The sequence below is a fragment of the Enterococcus columbae DSM 7374 = ATCC 51263 genome, from assembly GCF_000406925.1.
Lineage (GTDB): Bacteria > Bacillota > Bacilli > Lactobacillales > Enterococcaceae > Enterococcus_E > Enterococcus_E columbae.
In genome coordinates this window covers 523,068-541,088 of record NZ_KE136348.1, presented here as the reverse complement: position 1 = coordinate 541,088, position 18,021 = coordinate 523,068, and the positions used below count along the sequence as shown (strand labels likewise).

Here is an 18,021-nt window from a genome sequence, read left to right as displayed (position 1 = left end):
GGAATATGGGCTTTTTTGATAAAATTAAACGTGCCTTTTCGGGAGAGAAACCACAAGAATCTCAAGAACAACTCGTTCAGGAAAAGTACGATAAAGGCTTAGAAAAGACACGTAAGACCTTTGGCGAACGGATGAATGAATTATTCGCGAATTTCCGTTCAGTCGACGAAGATTTTTTTGAAGAATTAGAAGAAACCTTAATCGGTGCGGATGTCGGCTTTGAAACCTCAATGAAAATTGCTGAAGCCTTACGTAAAGAAGTAAAATTACGTAATGTAAAAAAACCGGCGGAAGTTCAAAATGCAATTATTGAAAAATTGGTCGACTTATATGAAGCAGAAGGATTGAATGAAAATAATGAATTAAATATTCAACCTGAAGGCTTAACCGTCATTTTATTTGTCGGTGTCAATGGTGTCGGCAAAACGACATCTATTGGTAAAATGGCGCATCAATATAAGCAAGCAGGCAAAAAAGTTTTACTTGCAGCAGCCGATACCTTTAGAGCTGGAGCGATTGATCAATTAGTCGTTTGGGGTGAACGTGCTGATGTTGAGGTTGTCCGCGGTCAAGCTGGTGGCGATCCAGCCGCAGTAGTCTTTGATGCGATTAAACGAGCTAAAGAAGAACAAGCAGATATTCTATTGGTGGATACAGCCGGTCGTCTACAAAATAAAGTGAATCTAATGAAAGAGCTAGACAAGATTAAACGTGTGATTCAGCGTGAAATTCCAGAAGCACCACATGAGGTCTTGTTAGTTCTAGATGCAACGACTGGTCAAAATGCAATGGTGCAAGCCAAACAATTTAAAGAAACAACGGACGTGACTGGTTTAGTTTTAACCAAATTAGATGGAACAGCTAAAGGCGGGATTGTTTTAGCCATTCGCAATGAATTACATCTACCAGTGAAATTAGTGGGTCTAGGTGAAGGATTAAATGACTTAGAGCCATTTAGTCCTAATGATTTTGTTATCGGCTTATTCAAAGGTTTACTTAAAGAAGATTAGCTCACTGAAATATAAAAAGATAGCCCATCATAGGAATATCCTAATTGATGGGCTATCTTTTTTTGCTTGAAGTCCAAGCAAACGTGCATGCTAATCAGATTCATTTATCCATTCTTTCTTTAAATCTTTCAATGAGCACACATAAAAACTGACAGAATCGCATTTCCTTTCAATACCATAGTACCATTTAATAACTAAAATTCAATGGCACTTAACGAATATGTAAAGGAGAAGGTTTACAAAATATTCGCGGAATCTCATTTTGTAGATGAAAAATGAGATTCAATATTTTTTTGGTACAACTTGGTAAAAAACGAAAAATTGTACGTACATATTATTGATTATTGGGACTCAGTTGCTCTATAATAAGCATAAAAGGGGCGAAAAAGATGGTAGAAGCAAAATATAAACAGTTAGCAGCAACGCTTGAGCAGAGAATACAAGATGGTACCTATGTGGTTGGTAAGACCATCCCTCCGGAAATTCAATTACAAAAAGAGTTTCAATTAAGCAGACACACGGTCAGACAGGCGATTGCTTTATTAGTGCAAGAGGGATATTTAAAATCGGAAAAAGGCTCAGGTACTTTTGTATTAAGGAGAAATAAGGAAAATTTAAGTACTGAATATACATCGACTAAAAAAATTGGTGTAGTGATGACCTATCTTTCTGATTATATTTTTCCGGAAATTATTCGGGGAATCGAAGGTAAGTTAAGTGAAGCAGGTTATTCATTATTGTTGGCTAGCACCAATAATCAACATGAAAAAGAACGAGAATGTTTAATGCAGATGTTTCATCAACAGGTAGATGGCTTAATTGTGGAACCAACAAAGAGTAATCAATTCAATCCTAATTTTGATTTATACGCAAAAATATCACAGAGTCAGTTACCCTTAGTTATGCTTAACGCCAACTACGATGCCTTTCATTTTCCCTGTGCTAGGGTAGATGATGAGCAATGTGGTTTTTTAGCTACTGAATATTTAATTAAGCAGCAACATACACGTTTATTAATGGTGGTAAAAATTGACGATTTACAAGGAAAATTACGTTTAAATGGGATGATGCAGGCTTGTGAAAAATATGGATTGCAATTCTTTAGTGAGGACATTATTACCTATACGACTGAGGATATGAAAAATGTAGCTGCTCAAGTTTTACAAAGAATCACGCACATTCCTGAAATTACAGGAATAGTCTGCTATAATGATGAAATTGCTTATAAAATAATGCATGAATTGAAGCTGCATGATTTTCATATTCCAGAAGATTATGCCATTATGGGAATTGATAATGCCAGTATTAGTGGTTTAACCGAAGTCAATTTAACGACGATGAATCATCCAAAAGAAGATTTAGGAAAAGCAGCAGCGGAAATGATTATGCAGTTAATTGACGGCGAAAAAATAGAGAATCAATTGTTTCAGCCCTTTATTGTAAAGCGAAAATCAATATAAAAAGAGACCGTATGTAACACTCAAAGGCAAACTATTCAACCTTTTTGAGTGAGTTACATCGGCCTCTTTATTTTTTTATTCAGGATGTTTATTCACTTTTAGATATAAGAAAATTCTAGTTTGCACATTCTTAAAGAATTAGCAAACTAGAATAAATTTATTTAAGACTGAGATAAATTTGTGCTCTGTTTAATTGACAAACACAGATTATGATTTAAATTGCTTTAGTTACTGTTTGTGTTTCAGTTGCTTGGCCATTTTCAATTTCTTCAAGTGTTTTACCTTTAGTTTCAGGCACATACAAACGAATGAATGCGACACCTAAGAAACAAATCAACCCAAAAATAGCAAATACCATTTCTTGACTCATTGAAGCGGTCATGATAGGGAATAACAAACCTACAAGGAATGAGCCAATCCAGTTAAATGAAGAGGCAAGACCTGAGGCACGACCACGAATGGCAAGAGGGAATATTTCGCCCACTAACACCCAAGTCAATGGTGCCCAAGTGCATGAATAGAAAGCAACATAGATACAAAGGAAACCTAACATTAAATAAGCGCTAACATCAGAGTGAATGAACTGATTCAAGATACTTGGCAAGATAAAGGATAATCCCATCACACTACCACCAATCGTTAATAATGTCCGACGATTAAAGCGATCAGCAATAACTAAGAAGAATAACGCGCCTAATACAAGAATAATTCCTTGAATAATTGGCCACATTAACGCTTCACTGGCTTGGTGTCCAGTTGCTTTTTCAACAATTAGTGGAATGTAGTAAAAAATAGCGTTGGCACCTTGGAATTGTTGGAAAGCAGCTACGCCAATTCCAGCAATAACAAGATGACGATATTTATTTGAAAGTAAGCTACTCCAAGAGGTTTGTTGAGTAATAGAACTTTCTTGTTTAGCGGTATCTAAAATTTGTTGTAATTCATCCTCTACTTCTTCTGGTTTACGAATAATACTTAAAACAGTTTTAGCTTCATCAATTTTATTGGATTTAACTAAAAATCTTGGTGATTCAGGTAACATAAAAACACCAATAAATAAAATAATTGCAGGAACGGCTGCTAGACCTAACATTAGGCGCCACGCAATTTGTTCATCTAATCCCTTTAATAAAAAATCAACAATATATGATAGCAACATACCAGAAACAATCATTACTTGATTAATTCCGGATAAGCGACCACGTAGTTGTGCAGGTGACATTTCAGACATATAAGAAGGGACAAGTGCTGAAGCTGCACCAACTGCTAAACCTAAAACTACCCGGACAATAATTAAATAGATCACGCCACCATTTGGAGCAATACCTGATAGAATTGAACCGATTACAAAAATGACGGCAGAAATCAAAATCATCTTTCTTCTACCTAATTTATCAGATAAGGTACCGGCTAATGCTCCTCCAATGATTGCACCTAACATTACCGAAGAAGTGATCCAGCCAATAATGGAAGCATTATTCATCAGTTGCCAATCGACCTGTAAGAATGGAAGTGCTCCTGTCATCACGCCGATATCATAACCAAATAATATTCCTCCGAATGCACCAAAGAAATAAATAAAGTTTGCAGAAATGGATTTTTTTAATTGCATTTTTTTCTCACCTTTCAAAAGTTATTGTTAGTGCAATTAAATTAGTAAGCGAATTCATTATATCCCTAATGTCCGTACAAATCAACCCTAAAAATTAAAAAAATACCCTTGACTTGTCCGTACATAAGGTGTAAAGTGGTCGATGTAAGCGGTGTTAGTGCAATTTTTGTTCGTACAAATTTGTTTTAGGAGGCGTGATATGAAAAGAACGCAAGCAGATATCATGTTGGACTTAATGGATGAAAAAACCTCTCTAGGGATTGAATTTGGTTCGACAAGGATTAAAGCGGTATTAATTGATTCGGCCTATGAAGTAATTGCGACCGGCACTTATGATTGGGAAAATCAATTAGTCGATGGTTATTGGACCTACTCTTTAGAAGAAATCTTAAAAGGATTGAGAACTAGCTATCGGCAAATGGCCACCGAGGTATTTGAAAAATACGGTCATGTATTAACGAAAATTGGCTCGATTGGTATTTCTGCAATGATGCATGGTTTTCTAGCTTTCAATGAAGCTGGTGAGCTGTTAACCCCATTTCGTACTTGGCGTAATAACAATACGACACAAGCAGCCGAAATTTTGACCGAGCAATTTCAATTTAATATTCCAGAACGATGGAGTATCGCTCATTTGTATCAAGCAATTTTAGATCAGGAAGCTTATGTACCTGAGATGAACTTTTTTACGACTTTGGCTGGCTATCTACATTGGCAATTAACTGGTAACAAAGTCTTGGGAATTGGCGATGCTTCGGGAATGTTTCCGATTGATTCCAAGAAAAAGGATTATCGTCAGGATTTAATCACACATTTTGAAGAATTGATTGCTGAAAAAAATTATTCATGGCAGGTCGTTGATTTATTACCAAAGATCCAATTAGCGGGTGAAGTGGCAGGTTACTTGACGACACAAGGAGCTTATCTATTAGATCCTACTGGGCAATTACAGCCGGGCATTCCATTTTGTCCACCTGAAGGAGATGCTGGTACGGGGATGGTGGCTACCAATAGTGTGGCACCAAATACCGGTAATGTTTCAGCAGGAACTTCAGCCTTTGCGATGATCGTTTTGGAAAACGGTTTAAATAAGGTGCACCGTGAAATCGATATGGTGACTACGCCAAGCGGAGCAGCAGTTGCGATGGTGCATACGAATAATTGTACTTCTGAAATCAATGCTTGGATGCGTCTATTTACGGAAGTATGTCAGGTCAATGGGTTACAAATTCATCAAGGAGACCTATATACGAAATTATTCAATCAAGCCTTATTAGGTGATGATAACTGTGGTAAGTTGTTAAGCTACGGTTATCATTCAGGTGAAAATATCACCAAAATAGTTGAAGGTCGTCCACTATTGGTTCGGAGTGCAGATAGTAAGTTTACGCTGGCTAATTTTATGAAAAATCAGATTTATAGTGCCTTTGCAACCATGAAAATCGGGATGGATTTGTTATTGGATGAAGGGATCACGATTGAACATATTGTCGGCCATGGCGGTATTTTCAAAACGCCAGGGGTTGCGCAGCGAATATTATCCGCAGCCTTACAAGCACCAGTTGGTATTTTAGCCACTGCTGGTGAAGGGGGTGCTTGGGGCATGGCGCTATTAGCCGCCTATACTAAAGCAACCGAGCAATCGCTCAGTGAATTTTTACAACAACAAGTTTTTGCGGATAATCAAGGAGAAACTCTAATGGCTACTCCTGAAGAAATTGCTTCTTTCCAAGCTTATACCGAGAATTATCAAGCTGGATTAGAAGTGGAAGCGTTAGCAAGTGACTTAATGAAGTAAAGATAAAGTAAAGGGATGAATAAATTGTTAGAAGACTTAAAAGAAGAGGTTTATCAAGCTAATTTAGCCTTGCCTAAGCACGGGTTAGTAAAATACACCTGGGGCAATGTTTCGGCAATTGATCGTAAGTTGGGGCTGTTTGTGATTAAACCAAGTGGGGTTGATTACGAAAAAATGCAGGCAAGTGATATGGTGGTCTGTGATTTGCAAGGCAATGTCGTCGAAGGTGAATTGAATCCTTCTTCAGATATGCCAACACATGCGGTATTATATCGGCATTTTACAGAATTAGGTGGTATTGTGCATACGCATTCGACTTGGGCAACAATTTGGGCACAAGCAGGACTTGATTTGCCAGCGCTGGGTACGACTCATGCGGATACCTTTTATGGCGCGGTTCCTTGTGCACGTTTCTTAACGCAAGCAGAGATTGATGCTGGTTATGAGGCCAATACTGGTGAAGTAATCGTTGAAACCTTTAAGCAAAGACAGCTTGAACCTTTAGCAATTCCAGGCGTGCTCTTACATGGTCATGGACCATTTACCTGGGGCAAGACAGCTGAACAAGCGGTCATGAATGCGGTTGTCTTAGATGAAGTGGCTAAGATGAATTTGTTTACGCGACAATTAAATAGCTTTGCAGAGGAATTGCCACAACGAATTTTAGATAAACATTATTTAAGAAAGCATGGCAAAAATGCTTATTATGGACAAAAATAACTATTAAAGGAGCAAAAGACAATGTTAGAAATTGGAAAAAAAGAATTTTGGTTTGTAGTAGGTTCACAACATTTATATGGAGAAGAAGCATTAAATCAAGTAAAAGCCGATGCGCAAGTGATTGTGGATGGTTTAAACGCAAGTGGTTTATTGGCTTATCCAATTGTTTTACAGGATTTAGCTACTTCAGCTGACAAAATTACAGCTATTATGAAAGAAATTAACTATCGCGATGAAGTGGCTGGGGTGATTACTTGGATGCATACTTTCTCACCAGCTAAAATGTGGATTCGTGGGACTAAATTATTACAAAAACCATTATTACATTTTGCTACTCAATTTAATGAAAGTATCCCTTGGGAAACCATTGATATGGACTTTATGAACTTAAATCAATCAGCTCATGGCGATCGTGAATATGGCTTTATCAATGCTCGCTTAAACAAACAAAACAAAATCGTTGTTGGTTTTTGGCAAGATCCATCTGTTCAAAAACAAATTGCTTCTTGGATGGATATGGCCGTAGCTTATAATGAAAGCTTTAATATCAAAGTCGCTCGTTTTGGGGACAACATGCGAAATGTTGGGGTCACTGAAGGCGATAAGGTTGAAGCCCAAATTCAATTCGGTTGGACTGTGGACTATTATGGCATTGGGGATTTAGTAGCGGCAGTAGATGCGGTCAGTCCTAGTGAAGTAGATGATTTATTTGCTGAATATGCTGAACTATACGATTTTGATTATGCTGATTATGACCAAGCGACTTGGGAAGCACATGTAAAAGAACAAGCTAAATATGAAATTGCCTTAAAACGTTTCTTAGATGCCGGTGGTTATACTGCCTTCACTTCAAACTTTGAAGATTTATATGGAATGAAGCAATTACCAGGTTTAGCCGTACAACGCTTGATGGCACAAGGTTATGGTTTTGCTGGAGAAGGTGACTGGAAAACTGCGGCACTTGATCGTTTATTAAAAGTAATGTCACACAATCAAGCAACAGGTTTCATGGAAGACTATACGTATGAAATGGCCGCTGGTAAAGAAGCTATTTTACAATCTCATATGTTAGAAGTGGATCCTTCATTAGCAGTGAATAAACCAAAAATCTTAGTAGCCCCACTTTCAATTGGTGATCGTGAAGATCCAGCGCGTTTGGTATTTGATGGGAAACCAGGTGATGGTGTAGTAGTTTCAATGGCAGACTTTGGTACACACTATAAATTATTAATCAATGAAGTCGCTGCCTTTACTCCAGAACAGCCTGCACCAAAATTACCAGTCGCTCGTGTGATGTGGCAACCAAAACCAGATTTCAAACGTGCCATTCATTCTTGGATTCAAGCAGGGGGTGGCCACCATACCGTTGTTTCGCTAAACTTAACTACTGATCAAGTGGTTGCTTGGGCCAAATTAGTTGGTTTAGAGTACATTGTCATTAAATAAAAGAGTTTGTTTAATCCTTCAATGTTTTTTCATTGAATAATAATATTTTAGTAGATAGCAAAGAACCCTGATAATCTTTAGGACGAATCAGTTTGGTTACTTTACGCTATCTACTTTTTTTCTTATAATAAAAGGAACGAAAATAAAGGAATGAATCCATGCGTTTAGAAGAATTAATTCAATCAACACAAAAGGTTTCGCGCAAGGAACTGAAAAGAATCTTTGCCAAAGGGCTAGTTCGTGTAGATGGCCAAATTGAACGAAATATCTCGCGCAATGTTGACAGCAATCTTCATCAAATTAGCTTGAATCAGCGTCTTTTAACGACAAAGGAACGCTACTACATATTGAATAAACCAAAAGGAGTTGTGACTGCGAATAAAGATGCGCAATATCCTACGGTTTTTGATTGTTTGCATGCTAATGATCGTTGCAATCAGTTAAAGTTTGTCGGCCGTTTGGATCGGCAAACAGAAGGCTTGCTTTTATTAACGACTAATGGCCAATTAGCCTATGATTTATTGCAACCTAATCAAAAAGTTAGCAAGACTTATGAAGTTTGGTTAAAAGAAGCGGCTGAATATGCAGACATTGATCGATTTAAAGCAGGTATTACTTTTTTAGATGGTACCAAATGCCAAAGCGCCCAATTAACTTTACTAGGGACAGCACCGTTTCATCATGTTCAAGTAACCATTCAAGAAGGTAAATTTCATCAAGTGAAAAAGATGTTTTTATCTGTTGGTAAAAAGGTAGAAGAGTTAAAACGAATTACTTTTGGTCCATTAGTTTTAGATGACACGCTGGCGGTGGGTCAATATCGTAGGCTGACTATTGAAGAACTTCAACGCTTAAAACCCTATTTTCGTTAATTTGATTTTTTCTCCATTAAACATAAAAAAATAGAAATGAAGGATAACAATGAAATATACAACGCTATTATTTGACGTAGACGATACATTATTAGATTTTAAGGCTGCTGAAAACCAAGGCCTGCATCAATTATTTGCTGAAGAAGGACTTGATTTAACGCCAAATCTAAAGCAACAATATCAGACGTTAAACCATCAATTATGGCATGATTATGAGCAAAATAAAATTTCAAGAGATGAGGTATTAAATCAACGTTTTCGTCTTTTTTTTGAACAGTTAGGTCGTAAAGTTGATGGAGAACAGATGGAATTAAGATACCGTCAATATTTAAATCAAGGTCATCAATTATTAGGCAATAGTTTGAAAATTATACAAGATTTAGCACCAAAGGCTTCATTATATGTGGTGACTAATGGTGTTTCTGAAACCCAATATCGTCGATTAACCGATGCTAAATTATATCCTTATTTTAAAGATATTTTTGTTTCCGATGCCATTGGCTATCAAAAGCCAAGAATTGAGTTTTTTAATCATGTTTTTGATAAGATTCCACATGTTGACTTGAAAAAAACATTGATTATTGGTGATTCACTAACTTCAGATATTCAAGGTGGAATTAATGCCAATATCGATACGGTTTGGTTAAATCCTAAACAGGCACCAGCTAAAAGTTGTCAACCAACTTACGAAATTACCCAATTAGAGCAACTTTATCCGATACTGGGTATAGAAAATACAAATGAAAGCGCCAAAAGCGCATAAACGTTAGAAATTCTATTGTTTACTATGGAATTTTCTTGAAAAATCATTATAATTAATAGAAGTGTGAAAAAGCGTGAAAGAGGTAAATAAAATGGCTAAGAAAAAACCGATTATTATTGGCGTAAGCGGAGGCTCTGGTAGCGGCAAGACGAGTGTGAGTCGCGCGATATATAATAACTTTCCTAATCATTCAATTATGATGTTAGAACATGACTCCTATTATAAAGATCAAAGTCATTTATCATTTGAAGAGCGTTTAAAAACAAATTACGATCATCCTTTTGCTTTTGATACTGATTTATTAATTGAGCATTTAGAAAAATTGTTGAATTATGAAACAATTGAAAAGCCGGTATATGATTATGTTCAACATACCAGAAGTGCACAAACAATTATTCAAGAGCCAAAAGAAGTCATTATTTTAGAAGGTATTTTGATTTTAGAAGATCAACGTTTACGAGATTTAATGGATATTAAAATCTATGTAGATACCGATGATGATATTCGGATTATCCGCCGCATTAAACGGGATATGGTTGAAAGAGGTCGTACCTTAGATTCGGTGATTGATCAATATCTTAGTGTCGTGAAGCCGATGTATCATCAGTTTATTGAGCCAACCAAGCGCTATGCAGATGTCATTGTGCCAGAAGGTGGCGAAAATCATGTTGCCATAGATTTGATTAATACAAAGGTTGCAACCTATTTTAATCAGCATTAAAATAATCGGTTCATCAAAATATTGCGGTCAATCACTAAGGAGTGGTTGGCTGCTTTTTTATTCAAGGAAAAAAACTAGCATCTCTTTTGGAATTATGGTACATTGAATACATGCGATGAGCCGAATGCTAATGATTTAGCAGACGCAAACAGCAACACATTAACTGCCGGATTTGCAGGTGTTGGAGATTTTTATTGTGGAAAAGAAAATCTCTGCTAGTAATAGTACTGTACCGAGCCTACCTAGCTTGCTGGGTAGGCTTATTTCAATATCGAGAAAAGCTGAATAGGTGGTGAAAAAAATGCGTATCATCATTGATGGGGATGGCTGTCCGGTCAAACAAGAAGCAATCAGGCTCGCTGAAAAATATGGCTTAGCGGTAAAAATTATTACCAGTATTGCCCATTATACTGACAAAGCTTACCCTGAAAATGTCACCTTTCAATACGTGGATAAAGGCAGTGACCGTGCGGATTATGTCATTGTGGCCCAATTACAACCAACGGATATCTTAATCACCCAAGATTATGGCCTAGCTTCTTTAGCTTTAGTTAAATGCCAAGCGATTTTTCATCAGACAGGCCTACGCTATACTACGGAAAATATCGATTATTTACTTTCCAATCGCTATTTGGCACAGCAAAGTCGTAAAGCAGGGCACAAAACCAAAGGGCCGAGTCCTTTTACTAAAGAAGATCGGCAAAAATTTTGTCAGCAATTGACGACTTTTTTTCAGTTAATAGGCTTACCCGCTAAAAAACAGGAAGATGTGTGAAAAGGGTAGGCTATTAGCCGAATTTGTGATAGAATACAGAACGAGACTTGATAAAAATATCGATATTAATCGAGAAAAAAAGGGCTAATCATTCAGGTAAGCAGCTTGTCATTTGTTTTGCTTTATTTGAACTAGTCGCTATATTTTTAGGAGGACATTCGATTGAAAATCACATTGTTATATGGTGGTCAGAGTGCTGAACATGAAGTATCCATTCTTTCTGCATTTTCTGTTTTGAATGCTATTTATTACAATTACTATGAAGTTCAGCTCGTTTATATCACTAAAGAGGGGCAGTGGGTCAAAGGACCGCTGCTAACTGAAAAACCGGCAGATGAGGCAGTGTTACATTTAGATTGGCAATCAGCAAACAAAAACGCGCAGCTAATTAATCCAGGTGAAATTAAAGAAGAAGGCACAATTGTCTTTCCATTATTACATGGACCAAATGGTGAAGATGGTACGATTCAAGGCTTTTTAGAAACGCTAAAAATGCCGTATGTTGGTACCGGTGTTTTAGCCAGTGCCTGTGGCATGGATAAGATTATGACCAAATACGTCTTACAAGCAGGCGGCATTCCGCAAGTGCCGTACATGCCCGTTTTATATACCCAATGGAAAGAACAGCCGCAACAAATTTTTGAACAGTGTGAAGGCTCGCTGCTTTATCCAATGTTTGTAAAACCGGCGAATATGGGTTCAAGTGTGGGAATTTCCAAAGCGGAAAACCGTGAAGAGTTAGAAAATGCGCTGAAAGAAGCCTTTTTATATGATACACGAGTGATTATCGAACAAGGAATTGAAGCTAGAGAAATCGAAGTGGCCGTCTTAGGAAATGAAGATGTTCGGACGACCGTCGCTGGTGAAATCGTCAAGGATGTAGCTTTTTATGATTATAATTCTAAGTACATCGATAATAAAATTACGATGCAAATTCCAGCTGAAGTTCCTCAAGAGGTTCAAGAAAAAGCACAAGAATATGCCAAGAAGGCTTATACTATGTTAGGTGGCTCAGGTTTGAGTCGCTGTGACTTCTTCTTAACGAATAAAAATGAGCTATTCTTAAATGAATTAAATACAATGCCTGGTTTTACCCAATTTAGTATGTATCCATGTCTTTGGGAAGCGATGGGCTTGCCTTATGGAGATTTAATTGAAGAATTAATTCAACTAGGCTTGAATCGCTTTAAACAACGCCAAGGGCTAATTACCGATGCCCCTAAAATTAAATAATCAATAAAACAGGCTGCCTGATTGATTACTTGCAATTAGGCGCCTATTTTTTTCAGATGCGTTTGCTTATTTGCACATCAGGAAAGGTTATTTACTTAGATTGCAATAAAACGATATAGAAAGGAGCGCACTCAAGATTGAAGTTTAGTGAAGGGCAAAATGAAAAAGCAACCGTCTTTTAGTAATTTCCCTCTCTCACTTTAGTAGAAATAATCTTGGGTGATACAAGATGAATTTAACGATTCAAGAAATTGCCAATGCCTTAGCTATCGATAACATAAACGATTCTCGTTCCATCGAACAAGTCGAGTTTGATAGCCGAAAAATTAATCAAAATGCTTTATTTATTCCGTTACCAGGAGCACGTGATGGGCACACCTTTGCACAGGCTGCTATTGAAAATGGCGCTATTGCTATGCTTTGGAGTCAACCACTTGACCTTGCACCAAAGCTAGAGCAAGTAACCATTTTGCCAGTAGCTGATGTGACCAAGGCTTTTCAACAATTAGCGGTGTATTACCGTGAAAAAATTCAGCCCAAAGTAGTGGCGATTACCGGTTCTAATGGGAAAACAACGACCAAGGATATGACCGAAGCCGTTTTAGCGCAGCAATATCGTACGTATAAAACACAAGGTAATTATAACAATGACTTAGGGCTGCCGTATACAATTTTACACATGCCGGCGGATACCGAAATACTGATTTTGGAAATGGGAATGGATCATGCCGGGGAGATTGCCTTTTTATCCACGCTTGGTCAGCCGGATGCTGCAGCGATTACCATTATCGGTGAGGCGCATTTAGAAAATCTAGGCTCTAGAGAAAATATTGCCAAGGCAAAATTGGAAATTGTGACCGGCTTGAAGCAAGACGGCCTATTATTGATTCCTGCTGATGAAGCCTTATTAGTCCCTCTCGTTCAACCACTTAGTCAGGAGATTCGGACGTTTGGTTTAGAGCAGGGGGATTTATCTGCCAAAATCATCGACGAAAGCAGTCAACAAACGACCTTTGAAGTAGCTAATCAAGCATTAACGATTCCGGTTTTAGGTGGCTACAATGTAAAAAATGCATTGATTGCTTACGGCTTTGGTCAATACTTTGGTTTAACTTCAGCTCAAATTGCTAAAGGCTTAGCCCAAGTTGAATTAACAAAAAATCGGACACAATGGTTAACGGCTAGTAATGGAGCGGCTCTGTTAAGTGATGTTTACAATGCGAATCCAACAGCGATGGGCTTAGTTTTGGATAGTTTTGCTCGTTTGAATTTACCTGGCAGACGCTTGGCTTGCTTAGCGGATATGCTAGAATTAGGGCCAGATAGCTTAGCGATGCATGCGAAGATGGCCGAGCACATTCAGCAACACTATGACAAAGTCTACTTATATGGTAGCCAAATGCTAGCCTTAAAAGAAGCCTTAGCGAGTCAAAACATTCCTTATGCTTACTTTAAAGTAGATGAAAAGGATCAGTTAATCGCTTGCTTATCTGCTGAATTAACCCCAACGGATAGTCTACTTTTAAAAGGTAGCAATGGGATGGGCTTGCAAGCTGTTGTGCAAGCTTTAGTTGAGGCTAATCAGTAATTGCTTAGAAGAAAATAGTTAAAGAAAAAGGTCTAGCATTGCCTGCTTTTGACGGTTTATCAGTCAAAATGCAAGCGATGCTAGCCTTTTTTCGTTACAATAGAGTAAATAAATCATCATAAGGAGGTTTTTCAATTGAAAAAAAATAGTCTTAACTGGAGCGGCCAAAGGGATTGGTCGAGCCTTAGCCTTAAAGCTAGGAAAGAGCATGGAAATTTTTGCGATCGATTGTGATGAAGTGGCTTTAAAGGATTTATCTAAGCAATTACCTAAGGCACAATTTCATTATTTTGTCGGTGATTTAGCTAAGGAGGAGAATTTGGCGAGCTTTGTTGCCTGGATTAAACAAGAGGCGCATTTTATTGATGGGCTGATTCATGATGCCGCAATTGATCGTGGGGGCTTACTCAATCAAGCAAGTTACCAAGATTTTATGCAAACGCTACAGGTAAATGTTGGCGCAGCTTATTATTTGGTATTGCATCTACAAAGTATTTTTCATTCAGAGATGTCGATTATTTTATTCTCTTCAACCAGAAATCATCAAAGTATGCCGAATAACGAAACCTATGTGAGCTCTAAAGGGGCTATTTTATCCTTAACGCATGCCCTAGCGAATAGCTTGCGCACGAAAGCTAGAGTGAATGCAATCAGCCCAGGCTGGATTGAAACGGCTCCTTTCCAATTTCCTAAAAAAGAAGTTGCTTTAAGTGATACTGATCACGCACAACAATTAGTTGGCCGAGTAGGAGAACCTGATGATATTTATCAGCTAGTTGACTTTTTATTAGATAGTCAAAAATCAGGCTTTATCACCGGACAAGAAATAGTCATTGATGGCGGCATGAGTAAACAAATGATCTATCATGATGAATTTGGCTGGCGTTATAATCAAAATTAAGTATCTGTAATCTGTTTACATAAAAAAACAAAATAGTTGTTATAAGGGATCTAAAAGGTAAAATAAAAAATGCTATGCTACAATAAATCTGTGATGAATGAATGCTGATAAACAAACGAAAGAAGGCATATTAAAATGAGAAACACTAGTCGCAGAGTTGTTGTTGTCGGTACTGGATTTGTCGGGACAAGTATCGCTTATGCTATGGTCAATCAAGGAATTACGAATGAATTAGTTCTGATTGATGTCAATCAGGATAAAGCACAAGGAGAAGCCTTAGACTTACTTGATGGGATTGCTTGGGCAAGAGAAAACGTAAAAATTTGGTCAGGCACTTACGCTGATTGTAAAGAAGCGGATGTTGTTGTGATTACAGCTGGTGCTAATCAAAAGCCTGGCCAAACACGTTTAGAATTAGTCGATATCAATGCGAAAATTATGCGTGAAATCGTTCAATCGGTCATGGCAACTGGCTTTGATGGTTGTCTAGTCATTGCGGCCAATCCGGTTGATGTTTTGACCTATGTGGCTTGGCAGACCTCAAATCTACCTTATAGTCGAGTAATTGGTACGGGTACTACCCTAGATACCACGCGCTTTAGAAAAGAGCTTGCCTTAAAATTAAATATCGATCCTAGAAGTGTTCATGGCTACATTATCGGCGAGCATGGGGATTCTGAGGTGGCTGTCTGGTCTCATACAACAGTTGGCGCCAAACCCATTTTAGAATTAGTCGTCAATAACCAATATTTAACGGTTGATGATTTAGATGAGATTGCGGAAAAAGTCAAAAATGCGGCTTATGAAATCATCGATCGCAAACAGGCAACCTATTATGGGATTGGTTTAAGTACAGCTAGAATTGTTAAAGCGATTTTAAATAATGAACAAGCGATTTTGCCAGTATCAGCGTACTTAGACGGCGAGTATAATCAAAGGGATATCTTTACAGGCGTACCGGCTATTGTTAACCAAAATGGTGTGCGTGAAATCATTGAGCTTAGGATTGATCCAAAAGAAAAGCTACAATTTCAAGCATCAGTGGATCAATTACGACAAGTCCTAGCTAGCGTGAAATCCTAAATGTAAGGAATTGCTTATATGGATTGATGCTATGTGAGCAGGCGTTAAGTGAGAATTTGCTAAGATTATGCATCATTAAGCTTGAAAACTTGCTGAAAATTTCAAGTTATGCTATGCTTGTAATTGAAATATAAGCAATGAAACAATTGGCAGAGAATCTATTCGCTTAATTTTTAGCTGAAGGATTAAGCATCTCACAAATAAATCTACATTTACGGGCTGAGATAAAATGTATGTTTTGTCCTAGCCCTTTTACATGCATTCAGATTGGATGCAGATTGCATATTTGGCAATGTAACCTAGACTTGTCAATCGTTTTATCGCCTAAACGTCATGGATGAAATAGCGCGTAGCTAAATTATAATTTCATTCATCATGAGCAAAAAGATTTTTACTCATATTTAGGAGGATTCATTTGAACTTTAAAGATTTAAACCTATCTGAAGAATTATTATCTTCAATCGAACGCAGTGGTTTTGAAGAGGCCACTCCGATTCAAGAGGCAACTATTCCGTTAGCCTTAACTGGCAGAGATGTTATCGGTCAGGCCCAAACGGGTACTGGTAAAACGGCGGCTTTTGGCCTACCAATGCTAGAAAAGATTGATCCTAAAAACCATGTCTTACAAGGATTGGTCATCGCCCCTACTCGTGAACTAGCGATTCAAACACAAGAGGAATTATATCGCTTAGGTCGCGATAAAAAAATTAGAGTCCAAGCGGTCTATGGCGGTGCGGATATTAACCGTCAAATTCGTCAATTAAAGGATCGTCCACATATTGTGGTAGGGACACCTGGTCGGATGCTAGACCATATTAACCGTCACACCTTGAAGCTTTCAACGGTGGAAACCTTGGTGCTAGATGAAGCGGATGAAATGCTTAACATGGGCTTTTTAGAGGATATCGAAGCCATTATCGAAAAAGTACCAGCAACACGTCAAACCTTACTATTTTCAGCTACAATGCCAGCTGAAATTAAACGTATTGGCGTACAATTTATGCAAAACCCAGAACACGTTCGCATCAAAACCAAAGAAATGACAGCTGATTTAATCGAACAATTCTTTGTCCGGGCCAAAGAATATGAAAAATTCGATATTATGACGCGTTTATTAGATGTTCAAACACCAGAACTAACCATTGTTTTTGGTCGAACAAAACGTCGTGTGGATGAATTAGCACGTGGCCTAGAAGCGCGTGGCTATAAAGCAGAAGGCATTCATGGTGATTTATCTCAGCAAAAACGGATGAGTGTCTTACGTGCCTTTAAAAAAGGTGATTTGGATATCTTAGTGGCTACCGATGTCGCTGCTCGTGGATTGGATATTTCAGGGGTGACACACGTCTATAATTACGACATTCCGCAAGATCCTGAAAGCTATGTGCACCGTATCGGTCGAACAGGTCGTGCCGGTAAAGGTGGCGTATCTGTTACCTTTGTGACACCAAATGAAATGAGTTATTTGCACGTTATTGAGAACCTAACCAAAAAACGCATGACACCATTACGTCCGCCAACCGAAAAAGAAGCCTTTAAAGGTCAACTCGGTCAAGCAATGGAAGAAATCGAAACGAAGATGGATGAAAATGGCTTGGATCGTTATTTACAAGCAGCGGATGAATTATTAGAGCAATATAGTGCACAAGATTTAGCCGCTTTATTATTAAAGACGATTGCCAAAGATCCTGCTGATGCGGTTCCAGTAAAAATTACGCCTGAACGCCCATTACCACCAAGCAAAAAAGGCGGTTTCAATAAAGGCGGTAATCGACGTGGAGGCAATAGCCGTAATCGTCGTGATAATCGTGAAGGTGGTTACTCACGCAATAAAAAAGGTGGCTATAATAAAGAAGGACGCAAAGACAATCGTAAGTCAAACAAAGGGGCTAACGAAAAGAAACGTGGCTTTGTCATTCGTAGCAACCACTAATTTCAGTTATTCAAAAGATGATTGATTGACTAAGCTTAGGCTAAAATAAAGGAGAAATCTTTTATTTTAGCCTTTTTTTGTATAGACAAGTTACGCTTGATAGTTA

General features: G+C 37.9%; 15 protein-coding genes. 14 read left to right on the top strand and 1 reads right to left on the bottom strand.

Annotated elements, in window-relative coordinates; all coding sequences use genetic code 11:
- Positions 1 to 5: 5 nt before the first annotated feature.
- Positions 6 to 1,010 (top strand): signal recognition particle-docking protein FtsY, encoded by a 1,005-nt coding sequence (ftsY, locus tag RK02_RS07285; protein WP_016183614.1) that lies wholly within the window; start codon positions 6 to 8, stop codon positions 1,008 to 1,010.
- A gap of 389 nt (positions 1,011 to 1,399) precedes the next feature.
- Complete coding sequence (locus RK02_RS07280) at positions 1,400 to 2,470, top strand: GntR family transcriptional regulator (protein WP_016183613.1); 1,071 nt, start codon at positions 1,400 to 1,402, stop codon at positions 2,468 to 2,470.
- A gap of 214 nt (positions 2,471 to 2,684) precedes the next feature.
- On the opposite strand, the gene RK02_RS07275 is transcribed toward RK02_RS07280, so the two are convergent.
- Entirely contained in the window at positions 2,685 to 4,082 is a 1,398-nt protein-coding gene (locus tag RK02_RS07275) for a sugar porter family MFS transporter (RefSeq protein ID WP_016183612.1), read from the bottom strand.
- Between the two features lie 199 nt (positions 4,083 to 4,281).
- Here RK02_RS07275 and RK02_RS07270 point away from each other — a divergent pair, with 199 nt between their 5' ends.
- The 12 genes from RK02_RS07270 to cshA all read left to right on the top strand — a co-directional run bounded on the left by RK02_RS07270 (position 4,282) and on the right by cshA (position 17,915).
- Positions 4,282 to 5,880: a xylulokinase gene (locus tag RK02_RS07270; protein ID WP_016183611.1), complete on the top strand. Its 1,599-nt coding sequence runs from the start codon at positions 4,282 to 4,284 to the stop codon at positions 5,878 to 5,880.
- 24 nt (positions 5,881 to 5,904) lie between these two features.
- Positions 5,905 to 6,600, top strand: a complete 696-nt coding sequence (locus RK02_RS07265; RefSeq protein ID WP_016183610.1) for an L-ribulose-5-phosphate 4-epimerase — start codon at positions 5,905 to 5,907, stop codon at positions 6,598 to 6,600.
- A 21-nt stretch (positions 6,601 to 6,621) separates the two neighbouring features.
- Complete coding sequence (gene araA / locus RK02_RS07260) at positions 6,622 to 8,046, top strand: L-arabinose isomerase (RefSeq protein WP_016183609.1); 1,425 nt, start codon at positions 6,622 to 6,624, stop codon at positions 8,044 to 8,046.
- Between the two features lie 158 nt (positions 8,047 to 8,204).
- The gene (locus RK02_RS07255) at positions 8,205 to 8,918 is read left to right on the top strand and encodes a 16S rRNA pseudouridine(516) synthase (RefSeq protein ID WP_016183608.1); all 714 of its coding nucleotides are present in this window, start codon (positions 8,205 to 8,207) and stop codon (positions 8,916 to 8,918) included.
- Between the two features lie 49 nt (positions 8,919 to 8,967).
- Positions 8,968 to 9,681, top strand: coding sequence for a YjjG family noncanonical pyrimidine nucleotidase (locus RK02_RS07250; protein WP_016183607.1), 714 nt, complete (start codon positions 8,968 to 8,970; stop codon positions 9,679 to 9,681).
- A gap of 91 nt (positions 9,682 to 9,772) precedes the next feature.
- Positions 9,773 to 10,402, top strand: a complete 630-nt coding sequence (udk, locus tag RK02_RS07245; protein ID WP_016183606.1) for a uridine kinase — start codon at positions 9,773 to 9,775, stop codon at positions 10,400 to 10,402.
- 301 nt (positions 10,403 to 10,703) lie between these two features.
- Positions 10,704 to 11,177 carry a YaiI/YqxD family protein gene (locus RK02_RS07240; protein WP_016183605.1) on the top strand — a complete coding sequence of 158 codons (474 nt, stop codon included), beginning with the start codon at positions 10,704 to 10,706 and terminating at the stop codon, positions 11,175 to 11,177.
- Positions 11,178 to 11,339: 162 nt separating this feature from the next.
- Positions 11,340 to 12,410, top strand: a complete 1,071-nt coding sequence (locus RK02_RS07235; protein WP_016183604.1) for a D-alanine--D-alanine ligase — start codon at positions 11,340 to 11,342, stop codon at positions 12,408 to 12,410.
- Between the two features lie 229 nt (positions 12,411 to 12,639).
- Positions 12,640 to 13,998, top strand: a complete 1,359-nt coding sequence (locus RK02_RS07230) for a UDP-N-acetylmuramoyl-tripeptide--D-alanyl-D-alanine ligase (protein ID WP_016183603.1) — start codon at positions 12,640 to 12,642, stop codon at positions 13,996 to 13,998.
- Positions 13,999 to 14,143: 145 nt separating this feature from the next.
- A complete protein-coding gene (locus tag RK02_RS07225; RefSeq protein ID WP_071856410.1) occupies positions 14,144 to 14,899 on the top strand; it encodes an SDR family oxidoreductase in 756 nt (251 codons plus the stop codon).
- A gap of 135 nt (positions 14,900 to 15,034) precedes the next feature.
- Positions 15,035 to 15,982, top strand: coding sequence for an L-lactate dehydrogenase (locus RK02_RS07220; RefSeq protein WP_016183601.1), 948 nt, complete (start codon positions 15,035 to 15,037; stop codon positions 15,980 to 15,982).
- Positions 15,983 to 16,397: 415 nt separating this feature from the next.
- Positions 16,398 to 17,915: a degradosome RNA helicase CshA gene (gene cshA / locus RK02_RS07215; protein WP_016183600.1), complete on the top strand. Its 1,518-nt coding sequence runs from the start codon at positions 16,398 to 16,400 to the stop codon at positions 17,913 to 17,915.
- Positions 17,916 to 18,021: the final 106 nt, after the last annotated feature.